17 protein-coding genes are annotated in these 18,233 nt (G+C 41.0%); 9 read left to right on the top strand and 8 right to left on the bottom strand.

All coding sequences use genetic code 11. The annotated features are described in order from the left end of the window. The first annotated feature begins 54 nt into the window (after positions 1-54). Together UYI_RS39225 and UYI_RS39220 are read left to right on the top strand one after the other, a co-directional pair. A complete protein-coding gene (locus UYI_RS39225; RefSeq protein WP_026086138.1) occupies positions 55-279 on the top strand; it encodes a hypothetical protein in 225 nt (74 codons plus the stop codon). Continuing rightward, positions 264-542 (top strand): DUF4351 domain-containing protein, encoded by a 279-nt coding sequence (locus UYI_RS39220; protein WP_016869190.1) that lies wholly within the window; start codon positions 264-266, stop codon positions 540-542. Before UYI_RS39225 ends, UYI_RS39220 begins: the two co-directional genes overlap by 16 nt. 30 nt (positions 543-572) lie before the next feature. On the opposite strand, the gene UYI_RS38450 is transcribed toward UYI_RS39220, so the two are convergent. From UYI_RS38450 to drmD, 5 genes are all read right to left on the bottom strand, one after another. Further along, positions 573-953: a hypothetical protein gene (locus UYI_RS38450; RefSeq protein WP_199332317.1), complete on the bottom strand. Its 381-nt coding sequence runs from the start codon at positions 951-953 to the stop codon at positions 573-575. Then, a complete protein-coding gene (locus UYI_RS39215; RefSeq protein WP_235148009.1) occupies positions 937-4,587 on the bottom strand; it encodes an Eco57I restriction-modification methylase domain-containing protein in 3,651 nt (1,216 codons plus the stop codon). Before UYI_RS39215 ends, UYI_RS38450 begins: the two co-directional genes overlap by 17 nt. 67 nt (positions 4,588-4,654) lie before the next feature. After that, positions 4,655-5,245 (bottom strand): hypothetical protein, encoded by a 591-nt coding sequence (locus UYI_RS0123805; protein WP_016869189.1) that lies wholly within the window; start codon positions 5,243-5,245, stop codon positions 4,655-4,657. 77 nt (positions 5,246-5,322) lie between these two features. Further along, positions 5,323-5,805, bottom strand: coding sequence for a hypothetical protein (locus UYI_RS0123800; protein WP_016869188.1), 483 nt, complete (start codon positions 5,803-5,805; stop codon positions 5,323-5,325). 41 nt (positions 5,806-5,846) lie between these two features. After that, positions 5,847-8,996: a DISARM system SNF2-like helicase DrmD gene (gene drmD, locus UYI_RS0123795; protein ID WP_016869187.1), complete on the bottom strand. Its 3,150-nt coding sequence runs from the start codon at positions 8,994-8,996 to the stop codon at positions 5,847-5,849. Between the two features lie 514 nt (positions 8,997-9,510). Here drmD and yhhA point away from each other — a divergent pair. The 5 genes from yhhA to UYI_RS0123770 all read left to right on the top strand — a co-directional run bounded on the left by yhhA (position 9,511) and on the right by UYI_RS0123770 (position 14,097). Further along, positions 9,511-9,717 carry a YhhA family cyclophane-containing RiPP gene (yhhA, locus tag UYI_RS37770; RefSeq protein ID WP_016869186.1) on the top strand — a complete coding sequence of 69 codons (207 nt, stop codon included), beginning with the start codon at positions 9,511-9,513 and terminating at the stop codon, positions 9,715-9,717. Between the two features lie 16 nt (positions 9,718-9,733). Continuing rightward, the gene (gene yhhB / locus UYI_RS0123785) at positions 9,734-11,902 is read left to right on the top strand and encodes a cyclophane-forming radical SAM/SPASM peptide maturase YhhB (protein WP_071588873.1); all 2,169 of its coding nucleotides are present in this window, start codon (positions 9,734-9,736) and stop codon (positions 11,900-11,902) included. 130 nt (positions 11,903-12,032) lie between these two features. Then, entirely contained in the window at positions 12,033-13,064 is a 1,032-nt protein-coding gene (locus UYI_RS0123780) for a hypothetical protein (protein ID WP_016869184.1), read from the top strand. Positions 13,065-13,085: 21 nt separating this feature from the next. After that, the gene (locus UYI_RS0123775; protein ID WP_016869183.1) at positions 13,086-13,562 is read left to right on the top strand and encodes a GNAT family N-acetyltransferase; all 477 of its coding nucleotides are present in this window, start codon (positions 13,086-13,088) and stop codon (positions 13,560-13,562) included. Beyond that, positions 13,534-14,097 carry a hypothetical protein gene (locus UYI_RS0123770; protein ID WP_016869182.1) on the top strand — a complete coding sequence of 188 codons (564 nt, stop codon included), beginning with the start codon at positions 13,534-13,536 and terminating at the stop codon, positions 14,095-14,097. Before UYI_RS0123775 ends, UYI_RS0123770 begins: the two co-directional genes overlap by 29 nt. Before the next feature lie 222 nt (positions 14,098-14,319). Here the strand turns inward: UYI_RS0123770 and UYI_RS0123765 are convergent, their stop codons facing one another. The 3 genes from UYI_RS0123765 to UYI_RS0123755 are packed head-to-tail and all read right to left on the bottom strand — an operon-like array spanning position 14,320 to position 16,227. After that, a complete protein-coding gene (locus tag UYI_RS0123765) occupies positions 14,320-14,790 on the bottom strand; it encodes a DUF6527 family protein (RefSeq protein WP_016869181.1) in 471 nt (156 codons plus the stop codon). Beyond that, positions 14,787-15,971 (bottom strand): ThiF family adenylyltransferase, encoded by a 1,185-nt coding sequence (locus UYI_RS0123760; RefSeq protein WP_016869180.1) that lies wholly within the window; start codon positions 15,969-15,971, stop codon positions 14,787-14,789. The genes UYI_RS0123765 and UYI_RS0123760 overlap by 4 nt, the downstream gene beginning before the upstream one ends. Beyond that, the gene (locus tag UYI_RS0123755; protein ID WP_016869179.1) at positions 15,946-16,227 is read right to left on the bottom strand and encodes a multiubiquitin domain-containing protein; all 282 of its coding nucleotides are present in this window, start codon (positions 16,225-16,227) and stop codon (positions 15,946-15,948) included. The genes UYI_RS0123760 and UYI_RS0123755 overlap by 26 nt, the downstream gene beginning before the upstream one ends. Positions 16,228-16,446: 219 nt before the next feature. On the opposite strand from UYI_RS0123755, the gene UYI_RS0123750 reads away from it, so the two are divergent. Together UYI_RS0123750 and UYI_RS0123745 are read left to right on the top strand one after the other, a co-directional pair. Beyond that, on the top strand, positions 16,447-17,532 hold the full coding sequence (locus UYI_RS0123750) for a helix-turn-helix domain-containing protein (RefSeq protein ID WP_016869178.1): 1,086 nt from the start codon (positions 16,447-16,449) through the stop codon (positions 17,530-17,532). 108 nt (positions 17,533-17,640) lie between these two features. Continuing rightward, a complete protein-coding gene (locus tag UYI_RS0123745; protein WP_016869177.1) occupies positions 17,641-18,132 on the top strand; it encodes a PIN domain-containing protein in 492 nt (163 codons plus the stop codon). The last annotated feature ends 101 nt before the right edge of the window (positions 18,133-18,233 follow it).

The raw sequence follows: 18,233 nt of genomic DNA, 5'->3' as shown, positions 1-18,233 counted from the left end.
CAGTTTAGTAAGAATGACACATCACTGCTATCGTGTTGTGAGAATGTTGAAGATTTGGCGTTCTTTCTAGATAATCCTGCATTATTACCGTTAGCACCTTTAACACAGACAGATTCACCCCAGAGGTTATTATCGCAGGTTGCCCAAAGTGTTGCTAAAATTTCGGATAGGGAGACAAAGCAGAATATCGCAGCTTACACAGAGATATTAGCAGGTTTGAAGTTTGAAAAAGATTTAATTCAGCAATTTTTAGAGAGGATATTATGCAAGAGTCAGTAAATAATGATGATATTTTATATCCTGGTGCGTATCATTTATTTACTTGTTTATTTCGTAGTCGCTTTGGTACTCTTGATGAACTTGAGGAAGAAATACCTGGAATCTCCGAACGCATTAGCGGATTGAATCTGCAACAGTTGGAAGGGTTTGCAATAGCTTTTATGGAATTTACCGATGCAATTGATTTAAAGGTTTGGTTGGATGAATATGAACATGAAAAAAATTGGGAAAATCGCTTTGTAAAAAAGATAGGAAATTATTAGCTTATCCTCCCATTCCCTATTCCCTATTCCCTAAAACAAACTCAATTGCTCACTATCATTATCTTGTTTTTTAGGTTGTACTTGCGCCTTTTTCTTACCTCCAGATTTAGCTTTTTTCTTGCCTTTATCATGTAAACCCTGTGCTACCTCTTCAGCATAGCGTTGGTGATTTAATTCTAATAATCTATCTAGCACTTCTCGCCGTGCAGTTTCGCTAATGGTGAAGCGTAAGCCTTGTTTAGTTTGGTGGAAACCATGAGATAATTCTAAATGTTGCCAACCGTAAGCAGCAGCTACAGCATTATCCATTTCTATGTGCAATTCGCGCAATTGTTGAATATCGGCGGCGGTGTCGTCGGGGTTGTGGAAGCGGTTGTAGGTTTTGGTTAATCCTTCAGACCTTGCTGTCATTCATACTAAATCTAAAGTTATAATACTCTTGACCGCTTATATTAAGCTGTTTATACACAACTGTTTTATCTTCTTCATATAATATTTGTGGCAATGGAAAAGTATTACTACATCTTTTTGGAGAATATCCTAAACTATCGCCTCTTCTAACTCCATATTTCCAAGCCCAAATATCATGAACATTTGATTGCAATATTAAAAAACTTGCCCAACTTTGGCATGGAAACACTATAATCTTATGCTTAGGAATAATTCCAATACTAGGTATTTTTGCAAAAGATAATTGACCGTAAGTTGTTTCTGCACAAGCAAAATTAAGTTGGCTCATATTTAGCCTTAATCTCAATTCTTTAGCAGGACGGGAGTGATTAATATCATTGATAGAGAGACTTTGCCCTGTTATTTTACAGTATTCTTCCAAATCTTCCTGTGATAACAGATCAGAAGAAAATGAATAATGACTTTCACTAAGATCAATGAGTTGATATAGTTCTTCCCCTCCTACAGCAGGCAAAAAAGCCTTGCAAATTCTTTGTGGTAGCTTATTTATATCGCTCTTAGTAAGAGATACATTTTTAGGAGAAAGTTTTATACCCATGTAGCCTTCTAAATAAAAATCAACAAGCTCGTATGGTTCCGAATTATTAACAAATGTTGCTTCAAGATCAGCAGTAATACTTGGGACTTCCAACTCATCCAAAATAATACTTGCTTGCCATTTTGAATTTGTAAGTAATACAATAACCGCATTAACCTGTGCTTTACCTGGCCAAGGAAATGGTGAACGAGCATGATAAATAACAGAGTTTGCTTGTAGTAAGGGAACTAATGTACTTTCTACAGTTTCGCCACGAGTGAGAGAAGAAGTAGCTAATACTCCAATAAAACCTTTTGTTGTAAGCAAGCGAAAGCCTATTCTTAAAAATAGTCCAACTAAATCAGCTTTCCCATGCCAAGGTTGATTTTGGTTGCGAAGGTGACGCATATAATTTTCACCTAACACCGCAGAAGCTAGCGTTCCACCCATAAAAGGTGGATTACCAACTATTGCATTAAACCCCTGTCTTTCTTCATCAATAAATACTTCAGGAAATTCCAACTCCCAATGAAAAGGACGCAACTTTTCAAAATCAGGTAAAGCCTTACCCATACCTTCAGGAATATCTACACCATCCCGAAATGTAGTTAACAAAGTCTTCCTTAAACCTTCCCGTTCCTTCTCAGACCAATCATTAAAATAACTACCAACCAATAAATCGCAACCTCTACGTAAATCAAAACTTCTCGCATTCGCCTGGGCTAACAAATATGCCTTGCGATTTTGGTCTTCCCTCGTCAACACTGGAAGCGATGCTATCTCTCGCCGTAACTCAATTACCTTATCAACTTCCCGCCGAATCTGATCGGCAAATAACTCTGGTGTCCCAGTCGTGTCCAAATTCCAATAACGCAATTGTTCCAAACTCACCCCAATCAGCGAATCCCCACACTTTAGGGCATGATCCACAAACGTAAATGGACAGTTCTTTTGCAGTGTTATCAACCACAGCGATAACTTCGCCATCTCCACCGCTAAGGGATTTTTATCCACCCCATACAAACACCTGTCCGCAATTATCCGCCGCGCCACCATCAACCGTTCATCGGCATCCTTGGGAATTACACACTCCTCTGGACGCGACTTAGATAAAGTTCCCTCCGGTGCTGTCACCACTTTACCAGGATTCGCCTTTTCCGCATTTTCCCACGCCTCAACCAACCGTTCCGCCAAATAGCGACAAGTCTGCACCAAAAACGCACCCGAACCCATCGCCATATCGCAGATTTTCAGCTTCAATAAATCTGCTGCTGACTTGAGTTTCCACTGTTCTTTCGGCTTACCCTCAGCCACACCCTCATACACCAACGGTTCCAAGGTGTACTGCACAATTTCTTCCGTCAAACTGCGCGGCGTGTAGTGTGTCCCTGTCTCCCGCCTGTCGCTTCCCTGCGTCACATACACGCTTCCCGTGGGAATCACCACCGGATAACCTAAAGTATCTAATCTTACTAACCCAGCAAAAGGCAACACCCGGTTAAATAATTCCTGGTCATTGTTACAAGCCGTTAACAAACGTTGTTCTTCATGGGGTGTCAACTCCTGCTGTAACGCTTTCTGCAAAGCTGACTGCGATCGCCCTGTTTCCGCCTTCAAAAATTTAACTAATTCCCCATTCTCTATCCCTTCCAACCTTGCCAAAGCAACTTCCGGTTCTTGATACCGTGTTCCCATTAAACCCAAAACAGGCGAAGTTGCCTTGACTGCTGTATGGTCGAGTAAACCTTCATAAACATGACCAATTTGTTCAATATCTAATGCCCGGAAAGATAGCCTACGTGGTTCTACAGCACCAGCCACCTTCACCTGTAATACTTGCAAAGCTTCCAACAGGTGCAGCACAATCCGGTTATTTACTGGAATCGGGTCGGCGGGAGTTGCTTCCCAGCTTGTCCCCGTCATTCGACCTTCTAAAAATGGGAACCTGTCAGGGTCAAACAAACTACCACCATAGGCGGGAAGCTGCAAAGTATCATGCTGAACACCGCCATAAACTGCCCGAAATGTCGCCAACAGCCGACACCAAGCATCATAACGCCGTTCTAAAACTTCCTCACCTTCTTTATCAGCCCGTTGCTGCAACTGTTCCCGCAGCGTCGAAACAGCATAATACTGGTCGTAAAGCGGGTCGCCCAGTAGCAACAAACCCCGTTCCTCCGCCGAAAACAAAAACACCAGCCGCATCATCACTGTCAACGCAGCTTCGTACAGTTGGGTTTCCGAAATACCTTGCAGGAGAGTGCGGTTTCTATCTTGGTCAATGCGGTCTAACGCCTCTACCAACACCTCTACTGCTTTGCGGACTTGATAGCCAAGTTGGTCGGTAACTTCTTGCTGGTCGGTAACACTTTCTTTTAGCAAAGTCTCCAAGGTTTGGGAGTCATCCACCCCAAAAAAGCGTTGTACACCCAGCAAACTCCGAAACGCCCGCAGCGTAATGTGTTCTTCCAGCCACAGCACCCCATACCAGGAAATAAAACCAGTCGTTTCCCCCCGTGGCGCGTTTACCAGCAGCCAATGTTCTCCATTCGTCACCAACCCCAACCGCACATTACAGGCGTGCAGCAACTCCATCATCCGCGTTGCTGGGCTGGCTTTCCATCGACGGTCTTTCAGGGGTTTTTCTAAATCTTGCTCAGGCGGTACAATTTGTACCAGCAACCGAGGTGTCCCTGCGTCTGGTGTTCCCGTAGGATTTACTACCACCCAGTCAGGACGTAAGGTTTCCCCATGTTCTGCAATAGTCGCAGCCAGCCCCGTAGAAATGCGCTGCCCTGATAGCAACACCTCATCTGTAAATTCCAAAGTCTGCCGCAGCACAAAATCCACCCAAGCCCGATGAATCGCTGAGTCAGGACGTGCGCCTAATTGGTTATCCTGCCATTCCTCGCAAGCCAACCGCAGTAGTTTCAAGTGTTCTGGATCGTGAGCATCCAATCCATTAGGAAATGCTTTTACCAGTACGGGTAAACTAAGAAATGGGCCAGAAGCTTCAACTAAAGATAACCATTCGGCGTGATGACGGGCGGTAGACATGGGGAATTGGTAATGGGTAATGGGGAATAGGGTTTAGTTTTTAAACTGAAAATTTACCTAAATAGATTTATTTGTGAGGTCGGAAAATAGAATAATTCAAAAATTTAACACACCAATTATTGAACTGTTCCCATAAGTCATCATCGTCTTCTAAATACACGAGAATATAATCTGCTTTTGATATCTTTAATCTTTTGATCATTTCTTCTGGAGTAACAACTTCGTAATCTTCCATACTAGCGCAACAGAAACAATCTCCAGGTTCAGGAATTTCAAAGGCTTCGTAGCTAGGAGGTAAATCCACTCCTGGATTTTCTACCGTTCCAGGATAACCTCTATCTTCCCATTCTTGTGCTGTTGTAACTGATGATGAGAAAGTTACGTATCTACATTGACACGCTTCATAAGCGACAGACATTAAAGCTAAATCCTCATCCTCTGTTTCAACATAAACAGGAAGATAAGCTAAATTCTCATCTTCATCCGCTTCTAAAAATTTTTCATCGTCTTCATCGTTTTCATCATCTTTATTCGTTTCTAAAAACTCTTCATTTTCTTCATCGTCTTCATTTCCATATTCATAATCATCTTCATAGTCGGAATAAAATTCTTGTCCGGTTTTGTAAGGTACTAAAACAACAAGTCCTTTTGTACTCATATTTTTAATTTTTTAATATTATTAGTTAGTAACTTGATATGGACTAGAATTATTTATCTATTTAAATCATAAGAATATCAGGGGTATTCAATTAACAATGGTCTTTCAGGAATAAAGCGAGGATTATAGTACGACTTTTTACCTAAACCTTTTAAAGAGCCAATTTTTTTAGGAGAAGTTAGTGGTTTCAAATCTTGCACTTCCCAAAAACTAGCCCAAGTGGGCTTATCACTAGCAGTAGATGGTGGACGAAACCTAGCGTTACCAGGATACCTACCATTACGAGAATTTACATGACCGATGTATAAAGCTTTCCAAGACACTTCTGAGTCCAAAGGTTGATCTGTATCTGAGTGAGAAGCATAAATTAATACTTCGACACTTTTATCCCCCCGTAACTCATCAACTTTCCGAAATAACTCAAAATCCATACTACCAAAAGCCGTTTTAACCGCTTCATTACCTAGTTCACGTTCTAATTGAGTTATTGTCTCCATTGCTGAAAGCAAGTGCATTTCTGGAACAGGTGCAAGAATTGCAAACGAATGTGTTTTGGCCATATTCGCACAAAATTACTTTGTAATTATATTTACAGTTATACTCACCGTGCTAACTTTTGAGGAATTAGGTAAGTAACCGCCAAAGGAAACAATCTTGGTGTTGGGTTAGCAAACCTCGCTTGGATTGCAGCCACCTCACGCTCAATTTCTGCGGGTATTTGTTCAACTCTGGCTTTAAGGCTGTTAATATTACGCTCGAACTGTTCTTTTTCTGTGGTGTTAAACAGTTCCAACTGCTTAAACTCAGGTTCATCCAATTCATTAAGGATGCTTTGGCGCAGTTCCGTCAAAATCGCCGTAATATCAGCTGCCTCTTTTGCAGCGCGATCGCCTAAATCTCGTTGTAAACTTTTACTACGGTCTTGCATCCGCGCCTCCAAAGCTTGCATTAAAGCCGATGCGTGGCTATCCCATAACTGGGCTAATCTCTGCGTGATATTCTCCGGTGCTAATTCTGGTAAGGCACTTGCTAAAGCTTCTTGAATTTTCATTACACCCAAACGGCTAAATTTTCCTTCTTTGAGCAACCCACCCGCCGTAATTACTTCCTCATGTAATCGTTGCTGGTCACTACCTAAAATCACCAATCGACCGTAAGCTATAACTGCTGGTGTATCCAACACTGAATTTGGAACTAAACGCGCTGTTACCCGGTGCAAAGCTTTTCTACCTTCTTTTGACCAAACTTCAGCACGTAACAAGCGCAAGCACATCTGCACCAAACGATGATTTAAGTGTGCTAACACTACATCATCTCTACCATGTGCTAATTCCGGGTCAAAAACAATCGGACGAATTTTTTTAGTGTGGGGATGGGCTAAACCTTCGCTGCAAACTGCCCAACTACTTTTTAATGGTGGTAGGTAAAATACTTGTCCATTTACTCCCTCTACCTCGGTAGCAATCAAAGCTGGTTGTTGGGCTAATTCCAAACCAATTTTGACTACCGCCTCAATATTATCTGGTGTCAGCCGCAAATGCTGGCGCGTTTCATCTAGCTGTTCCCTGAGTTTCTCAATTTGCTCCCGCACCTGACGCTCAAACTTTAACATCCGCCGTACAACTTCAGATTCCCTTTCTGCGACTGAAGTATCCAAAACGCTGCGATACCCCATCATCGCTTCTTCCACCTGCGCCGCAATCACTGGCCCCACCTTACCTAAATCTTCGCGGATGTTGTTAATTTTCAACGCCGCCCGCATGAGAAATTCTAAATCCCCTTCCAACTCCCCAGGACGTAGACCAGTCGTTGCATTATGCTGATAATCTTTACCCACAAAGTGGTAAACCCTCACTTCTTTAGCTTTTTGCCCGTGACGATCAATTCGTCCGTTACGCTGTTCCATGCGGTTCGGGTTCCAAGGAATTTCGTAGTGAATGAGGCGTGAACAGAAATTCTGCAAATCCAAACCCTCACTCGCTGCATCCGTCGCCAGCAAAATTCGGACTGGGGAAATATCAGGGGATGCTTGAAACGCTGCTTTTACCTGCTCTCGGTCTTCTGACTTCATTCCGCCGTAAAGCGTCATTAGGCGATCGCCATCTACTAACCCTTCTGTGGCAAATAAGTTATATAACCATTTCTGTGTAGCTCGATATTCTGTAAAAATTATTACTCTTTCGTTAGACCATTTACCACCTAGTTTAATGTAGGTATTAATCCAATTCAGTAATTCTCTAGCTTTGGTATCTAAAGTATTTGATGTTGTCTCTGCCCATTCTCGCATCTGCCGCAGCAAGGTCTGTTCTTCTGCACTCAGTTCTCTAAATAACCGAGTGGTATTAGTAATTGCCTCATCTGCCGATTCTTCATAAACCTCATCATCTGCAAAATCTTCTTCAATTTGTGCTAACTGGCGGCGTAAAATTCCTTCGGTTGGTCGAGATAAACTGCTAGAACTGCGGCGACGGGCATTTTGTAGAGATTCTTCATGCTGGGCGAGAGTGAGAGCGAAGGCTTGAGGAGAGGAAAACAGCCGCTTTTTTAACAGTTTCAGCACAAATTCAGTAGCATATTTTTCTGTATTATCTTTTACCCCCTTGCAGCGCAATTCGGTATAACGCTTGAGAGCAGCGTGTGCTTGGCGTTCGGCTGCGGGATAATCTACAGGAATCGCTTCTAATAAACGCTGTGGAAATAAGTCAGAACCGTCCCAACCTTTGATCTCCGATTTGAGACGGCGAACCATGATTACTTGTAACTGCTTACGGTCTGGTGCTACTCCCCGTGCAAAGCGTTGGCTATCCAGTAATTCCAACAGTGCAGTAAAACTTTCGGGATAGCCGTTATGTGGTGTCGCTGTCAAAAATAACTTGTGTTCAAAATGCGGCACTAAAAACCGAATAGCAGCCGTTCTCAAGGAATCCACAGCATAGTTCCCGCCACCAGAGGGAGCAACATTATGTGCTTCATCCACAATCAGCAAATCAAATCGCCGGGGATACATTGGTTCGCCTTCTGCGGGTAAGATTTCGCGCAATAAGCGCAGAGGGCGATCGCGTTTGAGAAAATCTACCGAAGTAATCAACCGGGGAAAATGTTGCCAGGGGTTGACGTGGATTCCCCGCTTCCGCCGCAGTTCCTTCATTAAGGCACTATCCACGACGCGGAAATCCAAACCAAACTTATCGCGCATTTGGTCTCGCCACTGAATTTGCAGTGAAGATGGACATACTATCAAAATGCGCCGACAGCGATGACGGATAATTAATTCTTGAGCAACTAACCCCGCCTCAATGGTTTTACCCAATCCGACATCATCTGCAATCAGCAAATTAACGCGAGGCATTTGAATTGCTCGCACTACTGGGTCAAGCTGATAATCTTCAATATCAATGCCACTGCGAAAGGGGGATTGTAAAGTACGAATATCAGCTGTTGATGCTGCCCCCCAGCGCACGGCATCGAGAAATGCATCTAACCTTGCAGGTGGGTCAAATCCTGTGGGTTTGGGCAACTCCATCTTTTCATAAACTACTGCCCCAGGCTCCAATTCCCAAATTACTTGTAATTCTTCTCCCAAACCATCATCTTCAACAGAGGATAGACTAACCAAATGCTGGGTCTTTTCCACTGCACTCAGCATTGGATTGGTGGGTAAAGTCGTATTACGCACATCCGTAACAACGAACTGCCGGGAGCGAACGTTAACCAGTTGACCTTGTTCTGGGATAGCTCTGACTATGGCCATAGTTTGGGGAGCGAGGAATTAGGTAAGGAGGAATAGGTAATTACCAATCACCAGTTCCCGAAGACAGCTTTATATTGTTACTATTGTTACTGCTATTTTCTAATACAGTCAAAATTCTCTGTGATGTATTCTCAAAATAGTGTTGCAAAGCATCTGCTATGGAAACACACGCAGTAAATCAAAATGTGGAATTTACGTTAGATTTTTTACTTAGTGGGGCTATGTGTAAGTTTGCGTAGGTGCAGCCTGTTGTAGGCATCACCTGCATAAGTCAGTCAGGAGGGCAAAATCTAATCTCGCCGTTATGCACGGAGAATGACCAACGTCTTTAGCTTATTTGTTCCAGTTGAGATGTTTTCCTCTAGCAAGCAAAAAATAATGAGTATCACTGCTATGGCAGTCAAAGCTAATTGCATTTATTATAGTAGCGTAAGTCTTGTTTTACACAAATTAAGTTGAGACCACTTAAGTAGAATAAAACTTATCAATTGAGTAAATAAACCAGAAGATAATAATGTTGCACACGACATCACAATCCAATTCAAATCATAAAGAAAATTTAAATAATGCCACCTCATCAGAATTTTCTCAAATAATAAAAAGTCTCAACCCTAAACACCCAGCACTTAATCGCGTTCGAGCTAAACTGCTAGCCGTTGAAAAAATTGAAACTGCTATTACTAGCTATGATCGGATGCATCATCGTCATAATCGCTCTTAGCTCTTTGTAAACACTAATGCAGAGTAATCCTCGTCTCACTTGTTTTTTAGTCAAAATCGCTTCACGCTGTAATCTTGCATGTGACTACTGTTATATGTATCGTCATGCAGATCAGAGTTGGCGACTTCGACCTTCGATTATGTCGGAGAAACACCGCCAACTACTTGCTAAGCGTATTGCAGAATATGTTCAAAGTGAGAATATAGAGGAAATTGCTGTTGTGTTTCATGGTGGCGAGCCACTTTTAGCTGGTGCTGAGCGGATTGTCGAGACAGTTAGTTGGATTCGCTCAGAGGTAACACCCTTCTGCAAAGTGAGCTTTTCGCTTCAGACAAATGGTGTGTTGCTTAATGAAGCATCTCTTAACGTTTTTGCAGCAGAGGATATCGGTGTCTCCCTAAGTCTTGATGGGCCAGAAAAAGTAAACGATTTACACCGACTCGATCATAAAGGTAAGTCATCATTTAGAGCAGTTGAAGCAGCATTAAACCGTTTAAAAGATTATTCTCAAATTTATGCTGGGCTAATTGCTGTCATTGATCCAGCAGTGTCGCCACAGGAATTATTAGAATTTTTTAATGCCCACCAGCCTCCCCGTCTTGATTTTCTTTTGCCTGATGCGAACTACCTGCGATTACCTCCAGGACGAAATGAAATTCCTGAACTATACGTATCGTGGTTAATTCAAGCTTTTGACCTTTGGTTTGATAAATATCCTCATCTACCAATAAGAAGTTTTGATGCTATCTTAAATGCCTTGGCCGGGCTACCCAGTGAAACTGATGCACTAGGGTTGGGTGATATCAGCCTTTTAACAATAGAAACCGATGGAACATATCATGATTTAGATGTATTAAAAATTACAATAGAAGGAGCTACAGCATTAGGGATTGGATTAGAAACAGCTTCTATTGCTGATGCTGCCGCTTTGCCCCAACTTCAAGAACATAGGAAGCTGTTGCGTCGAGAGAATTTGGCTTCAACATGTCAAAAGTGTTCTGTTGTAGAAATTTGTGGGGGAGGCTCAGTACCTCATCGATACGGATCAGATGGTTTTTTACATCAAACTGTATACTGTCGTGAAATGTTTGCACTCATTACTCACGCCCGTAATCGATTAATGCAACAGTTGGATGATGAAATTGAGAAACAGCAGCTTAACCGCCAAACTAAAGGGATTGCTTTTATTGATATTGCTGCGTTTGAATCACCTTTAACATCAAGTGCTAGTATTCAACAACTTCTCGAACACTGGGCGGCCGATGCTCGAAAGGAATTTGAAAAAGCACTGATGGCTGTTCTTGAAAAGGAGCCAGGGAAACGGGATATTATTAATCAATTTCAGACTTGTCCGCCTGAAATTTTGAACAAACTGGTACTTCGTCCGTCTGTGGTTTTATGGACTACCGTGATGCTACAAGCATCTAATGGTATTACAATACATTCTATTGATGGTGAATTAATTGCACCAGACATCAACTACCTTGAGGAGCTTGCGGAATCGCTGAAATCCCCAAATGAAGGCGTACCCTATATTAATAGGGATGATCTCTGGCTACGACTCCCATTTGGTCAACGAATATTATTTGAAAGCGATGAAGTTGGAAACATTGGCACAACTATTGTGCATGAAAGTCTAAAATTGATCGAATCTTGGCGGCCAGCCTTATTGTCAGAAATTATAACAATCAGTCCAGAGATTCAATTTATTAAAGACCCAACAGCCCATCCAGACAAAGTAGTGTCATTTAGTGATAATTCTGTTCCGGGTGCGCTTTATGTGTCAATCAGGCAAGGCAGCAGATATATTGACCAATACGACCTTGCAGATTCTTTAATCCACGAGCATCGGCATCAAAAGCTCTACTTATTACAACGCTCCATTCCTCTTATCGAAATTGATGCACCACTTGTACCTTCTCCGTGGCGGGAAGATTTAAGACCTCCCAGTGGTTTATTACATGCAATTTTTGTGTTCACACATTTGTTGGAGTTTTGGGCTTATTTGTCTAGAGAAGGACAAGATCAAATAAAAGTCCGTGCTAAAAATCAAGTTGAAACAATACGCACACGTCTTTTAGTAGCAATACCCACACTCAAGCGCACTCATTTAACCACAGCAGGTAGAGAGATGGTTGAGCAATTAGAAGAACTTACAACTAATATGGGAGCTATTAAAGTGTGAAATTCATAACACTGATCTTTGATTTCAAAACTCTCCTAGTTACTCCTTTGTCATGGACAGATAATAATGTCACGAGGAAAAGAACCATACTTATCGCGTACCATTAACAAACTACTTTTGAGACTTTTTAATGATAGTTGTCCCACACCATCTATTACCTGATGATCAACAAGCTCGCGCTGAGCTTCTTCGTAGTTATTTCCCAAATCAAATTGTTACGAGTACTTTAACTGATGAAGGTTGGTCGATTACTCTTAAATGGCCCACTACTGCTGAATTTTATGTTGATCCAAACCTGACAAAGGGATTGCATTGGTGGTCACAAAATGTAGACGTGGAAGATATTCCTTTTTCTGTAAGGCAAGAGCGGCAATGGCAATTATCGCTGAATGATTCATGGACACTATTTTCATGGAGTCGTTGGCTAACTGTGTGTGCCGCTAATAATGCGTTACCGACAGATGTGGTACTGCTTCATGTAGATGATCATGACGATCTTATGAGTCCCCGACTGTGGTTCAACCCAGGTGGGTGGAACGATGTTGTTACTCAGCAATGTGTAGACTTATTGATGCCAGAAACAGTTTCTGCTGCAATTAACAGTGGAGCAATTGGGATTGGAAGTTTTATTGTTCCCCTGCTTTACCAAATTCCTCGGCTGCATATTCGTCATTTATGTGCTACAGGATATAGCTCTAGTCGTTGTGGTATGTATCGTCTTGAACGAGCCACTAAAGTTGATGAATTGTTAAATCCAAATATGTTGAGACCATCTGTACGTTTAGAAGGTATGTTGGAGCCAATTAACGATAACCTTGGCAACTTGAGTACATATTCTGTAAGTGCCAAACCAGAAGACTGGTTGCATAGCTTGCCTAATGTACCCACTCTGTTACATATTGACTTAGATTACTTTAACAATCGTTTTAATGGTGATTCAGATTGGGAACTGCATAGCTCTCGTCACGATCCTGCTATCCACAAAATATTAAAGGACATCGATTCGGTTTTTGATGCCTTATATTTGCAAGGAGTTCTTGAGCGAATTGTAAATGTAACAGTAGCTTTATCACCTGGATTTTTTCCAGCAGAGTTTTGGTCGAAAGCAACAGAGCGGATTAATTATCATATTGACAAGTTAGGGATAAATTCTGCTGCTTAAACTTTCAAAGTTAAACTATTAATGGCAACTCAAAAGCGTTCGGCAAAACGAAAACCTCACAATTCAGTGTCTAAAAAGCAACAAGAGCCAGTTCATCCAGAAGATATTCACCTAGTGCAAGGAAAAGGTAGCAAAGGTCGTGGGGGAGATCCTGGAGGAGCGTACTGGCATATCAATGTTATTGACCAACGTGTTGGCTATGTTTACATAAATATCATAGATGAAGCACCTTTTGGTCGCCATGCTTCGCTACAAATTAAAGTAAACGCACAACATCAAGGACGACACATCGGACGTGTTGCATATCGGAAAGCCTGTGAACAGAGTGAACATAATGAAGTGATTGCTCATATGCGGAAGTCTAATATAGCTTCCCGACGGGCAGCAGAGGCGGCTGACTTTCAAGTTGTTGAGGATACAAGTATCCCACAACTAGCTATGATTTGGCGACGTGAACCTAAACATGACTATGCTTCAAGCACTACGCTCATTTCCTAAAGAAGTATTACCTGCCTCAGCAACTGTTGACTTTCTGCATTTTGTCGTATGTAATAAACCTGCCGTTAGAGTAAGGGTGCAACAGGCGATCGGTTTGACAAAACTGGCTACTTGGTGTGAACAATACAGCTTTGCCTTTCAAGTGGATGATGAAGGCTATGTTTGCGTAGCACGTGACATACATTTGGCAAACATGATCCTTTCTGTTGATCGAAGCCTAGAGCCTCATGAATCAAGGCTTGGAAAGCTTCTGGGTTATCCTGCTTGTTGCTGTAATTTTGTATCCGTAATTGGTGAGGCAAATATTGATACTATTGCAGCAGAAGTTGCTACGTGGTTATTTGTTGGGCGTTTCCGTTTGATTAACCCGAGCGGCTATTTAGATGGAAAGTCATTAATTTGTCATCTACCTTGTTCTGCAAAATGTTTAGCGTCACTAAGAATAGCTGAACAAGCTTTGAGTTTCATACAAGCTAATCATGATGAAGCAATTATTTCTCCTTGGTTATTCTGGTTAAAAACTAATTTGGATTAACCTGAAAGCTGATTGGCAAAGTAAATTTTAAGTACCTAATTGCTTGATTATAAAACGAAGCAAAGAACCATAAATCATCACTTCACTCACCTCTGAAACTTTCATTTAATCAAGGTTTAAAGCTTTCTTTTCTAAGAAAAACTAAAATTCATAGCCAAAAACTAAAACTGTAAAGTTGCGGATGCTTTCAGAAAATAGCTTCTCCAGATTGATAAAACAAAGTTAAGATGCGTTTGCCCTAAACAACCATCTCTTCAGTTTCTGCCAAAGGCTCCTTTTTGGTTTGCCTGTTCCTGCTTCCACTTCTCTACTACTGACAATTGCATCATGAACATCTAGGGTCTTGGTGCTGCTAAAGTATTTTTCCTTGGCTAAGGAATCATGGAATCTTCCAGCGTTAATCTCTTCTTGCGACCATTGTGATGCCCATTTGACCTTATTACCTCTTATCCAATAATGAGACTGGCAAGCGAAATTCCAGTTTCCAATCGATGGATGGAGCGAAACTGAATGCCCATCAAAGATTAGTTTCCAATCTGTAGGAGAAAGTGGAGTAACAACCTCGTTCCCGCATCCACAGCAGCATTTATGGACCACTGTCGCGAAAGCCATCGACACATAAATCGTTCGCTCCTTTAAATCATTAGGAATGTATTCAACGAATTCGTGTGTGAGGACTATCTCTTGCTTCATAGCTGATCCTCGTTAGTTAACATATTGCCATCTATGGTGTATGTACTGTGATACTCTTTCTCCAAATCTACGTAAAAGCCACATATCTTTTTCCACTTGATGACAGCCAGCGCAGCATTGAGAGCGTTAAGATCGACAATTTGGATGTTCCGAGAATATTCATTATTGTCATCACCATCTGAAAAAGGGATTCTGCTCTTAGCACTGACATGATCGCGCTGTTCAACAGTGCTGGTCGTTACCCTCATAACGCCAAGCAACGCATCATCAACTAGATTTAAGCCTATACCCACGTCAATGAAGCAGATACCAAACTCCTCTAGTTTTTCGACAATCAGCCTTTTAGCTCCACCTTTATCAAGACAAAGGAACACAAAATTCATTCTGTCCAACTGAGCAATATTTGAAGCATCAACATAGACAGGGTTTGGGAAGATACCTTTACGCATTTTGGAATACAGGTTTGCATAGTAGGACACCTTATGTAAACCTGCCCTCAACTCATCAACAGACGGAGCGCCTGGCGATCTGAATGCGTTATGCTGTAAAAACTTATCCCCATCAAAAAGATGGATTTCTTTTACTGGAGTCTTGGCAAGCAGATCCAACACGTAAGATCCAGTACCACCCAAGCCCACAATTGCAATCTTTTCTATCTCCAATTTCTTGGTGAGTGCGTTGACCCCAGCCCGACTTGAGGCCGTATCAATATAATTGAACACCGATTCTTCTTCCCTGGATTCAATAATCGGAAAGGTTTTTGCTGTAACGCTGGAATCAAGTGATTGAGCCGGACTGGAGATAATCGCAATGTATGTTGTCATCTTCTCGTAGTAGTCTTTGTAGTTACCGTTAAGCGGCTTGCTCGAAAATGAATGATGGACTACGAGATCCTGAGCAAATAGCTGCTGGGTGCTGTTGTGTTTAATCTTGTTTATCTCTGAACCATCCTTATTACAAGGGTGGTCTCCTGAAAAATAAGCAACATGAGTACTGGGTGTGACTGTTACATCACCAGCCAAACTCAATTCTGAAACGAGAGTTCCAAGTTTGATCTCTTTATTGGAGTTTACATAAGGAACATTCTTGACTATCAGATAGTTAGACCTAACTTCGATGTCATAGCCCTCGTTTCGCATTCGCAGGAGATCGGGACTACGATTTATCAGTTGCTGTGACATTGAATATCATTCCGTCCTTGATTTTGACTGTTTCTCCTTCAACAAGTGTTCCTTCAGGTTTGTTACCTTCTCCCTTTCTATAGGTAACGGTGAAAACGATGTTTGGTCCTGTTGGAAGGTTGTCAAAGGCCAATGCGACGATTTCGGTAAATGACAAATGTTTTGCTGTTACTACCTTTTGGCGAGCATTCACAATGATTGTGAAGTCTTTGTTGCTCCCTTTTTCCTCGTGTTTGTTTTCTTGTGGGCTATTCATTTATTTCCTCTTACAGTAGTTAACTCAATGGAGCAGCAAATTTCTATTGATAACGATCTGTGAACATACAACTTCCTTGAGGTAAATTAAGTTGAATCACAGTACGCCATCTTGTTGACAAGAGTACCCAAAAAAAGTTATTGGATAATTTAGAAAACGTGTTTACAAAATAGTGCAAAAAAACCTGAAATGTAAACTAGTAGAATTACGGATAAATACATGATTGGTAAGAGATTGAAGCTAGCCAGGCAAGGAAGTGGGTTGTCATTAAGAGAACTAGAGTTAAAAATTGGAAACTTAGTGTCAGCTCAGGCGATCGGAAAGTACGAGCAGGACAAGATGATGCCCAACTCGACGACCTTAATAGCTTTAGCCAAAGCTTTGGGAGTTTCAGAAACTTATTTACTAGGACAAAGTGAACTAGAAATTGAAGGTTTAGAGTTTAGAAAGAAAAAAATCACTAGCAAAAGAGAAGAGACTCACGTTGTAGCAGCTGTCCTAAGCCATGTTGAGCGATATCTAGAAATTGAAGAAATTATTTATGCTCCAAGTATGGAGTGGGAAGCACCACGAGAAGCTCCATTTCCTGTAAATTCTCTAAACGATGCCGAACTTGTGGCTGAACGCTTGCGTGTCCATTGGCAATTAGGGACAGACCCGATTATTAATTTGGCTGAATTACTTGAATCTCAAGGCATTAAAATTTTGTCTCTGCCTCTAGACAATAATGTTTCAGGATTAACTTGCTGGGTAAAACGCCGTAATCGTGAGCAGGTTCCAGTGATTGTAATTAATGCAAATGATAACGGTGAACGACAACGTTTTACATTAGTGCATGAACTTGGACACATGGTGCTGATTACTGCCCCCGATCTTGATGTAGAAAAAGTTGCTCATCGAGTTGCTAGTGCATTCCTAATGCCAGCCTCAATTTTATGGATGGAAATTGGAAAACACCGTAGTCGCTTAACAATTGCAGAACTTTCTCGGCTAAAGCAGTTACTAGGCGTTAGTATGCAGGCTTTAACTTATCGATGTAAGGAATTAGAAATTATTGATCATACAACTTTCCAAACTTTATTTGCTGAATTCGGACGAAGAGGGTGGCGAACTCCTCCCTATGAACCATTCCCGATACCTAAAGAACAACCACATCGCTTTGAACGGCTTTGCTTTAGGGCTTTATCAGAAAATGCTATCTCTGAAGCCAAAGCAGCCGAATTATTGAATATATCGGTGTGTGATTTGATAAACAGGATGGATTCTGCTCAAGAACAATCTATTTCAAATCTTGATATACATTAATAAATTTACGCTAATTGATTAGTTCAATTTATGTGAAACTTACGGTTATTTAGCAGTTACAAGTTTTATGTTTATTTTTCTTATAACGCCTATTAATTTAATTACAATATGATTCGATTGTTAGTATCAAATCCTTCAATATTGATAGCGTTAAAGCAAGCGGGGTTAATTGAGCCACTTTTCAAATTACCTATCGAAGTCAATGTCACGGATCTCCTTTACGAACGTGAGCTAAGAGACTACGATGGGCAAAAACTATTAAAATTAGGCTTAAAGATCCAATCTTTAGATTCTGAGATTGCAACTTTGGCTATGCAAAATTGTCAAAAAAATATAAATTTATGCTATGATGAAAAATATGCTTTTGCCTTAGCTCATAAATTAGACTTTATCCTTTTGATTATTAACCCTGAATTAGCAAAATTAGCTGAAACAAAGGGAATTAAATATTATTTACTAAGCTTTCTGTTTGAGTTAATGCTTGAACGTAAAGTAATTGCTTTAGATTTTCTCCAACAGGGATTATGCAATATTAAGGCAATGACTCGTTGTTATTTGTTAAGGGAGCAAGCAAAATATTTTTTATCTAAAATTACGTAAAAAATCAGCTTTTATAAAATAAGTAAAAAATATGATTATTGATAATATAAAAATTTTTATATCGGGCAATAATTATTGTAATAGTTCCATTGCTTTGTGCA

The sequence above is a fragment of the Fischerella muscicola PCC 7414 genome (assembly GCF_000317205.1).
GTDB lineage: Bacteria > Cyanobacteriota > Cyanobacteriia > Cyanobacteriales > Nostocaceae > Fischerella > Fischerella muscicola.
Note: the sequence above shows the minus strand (reverse complement) of the source record. Positions and strands in the feature narration are given on the sequence as shown.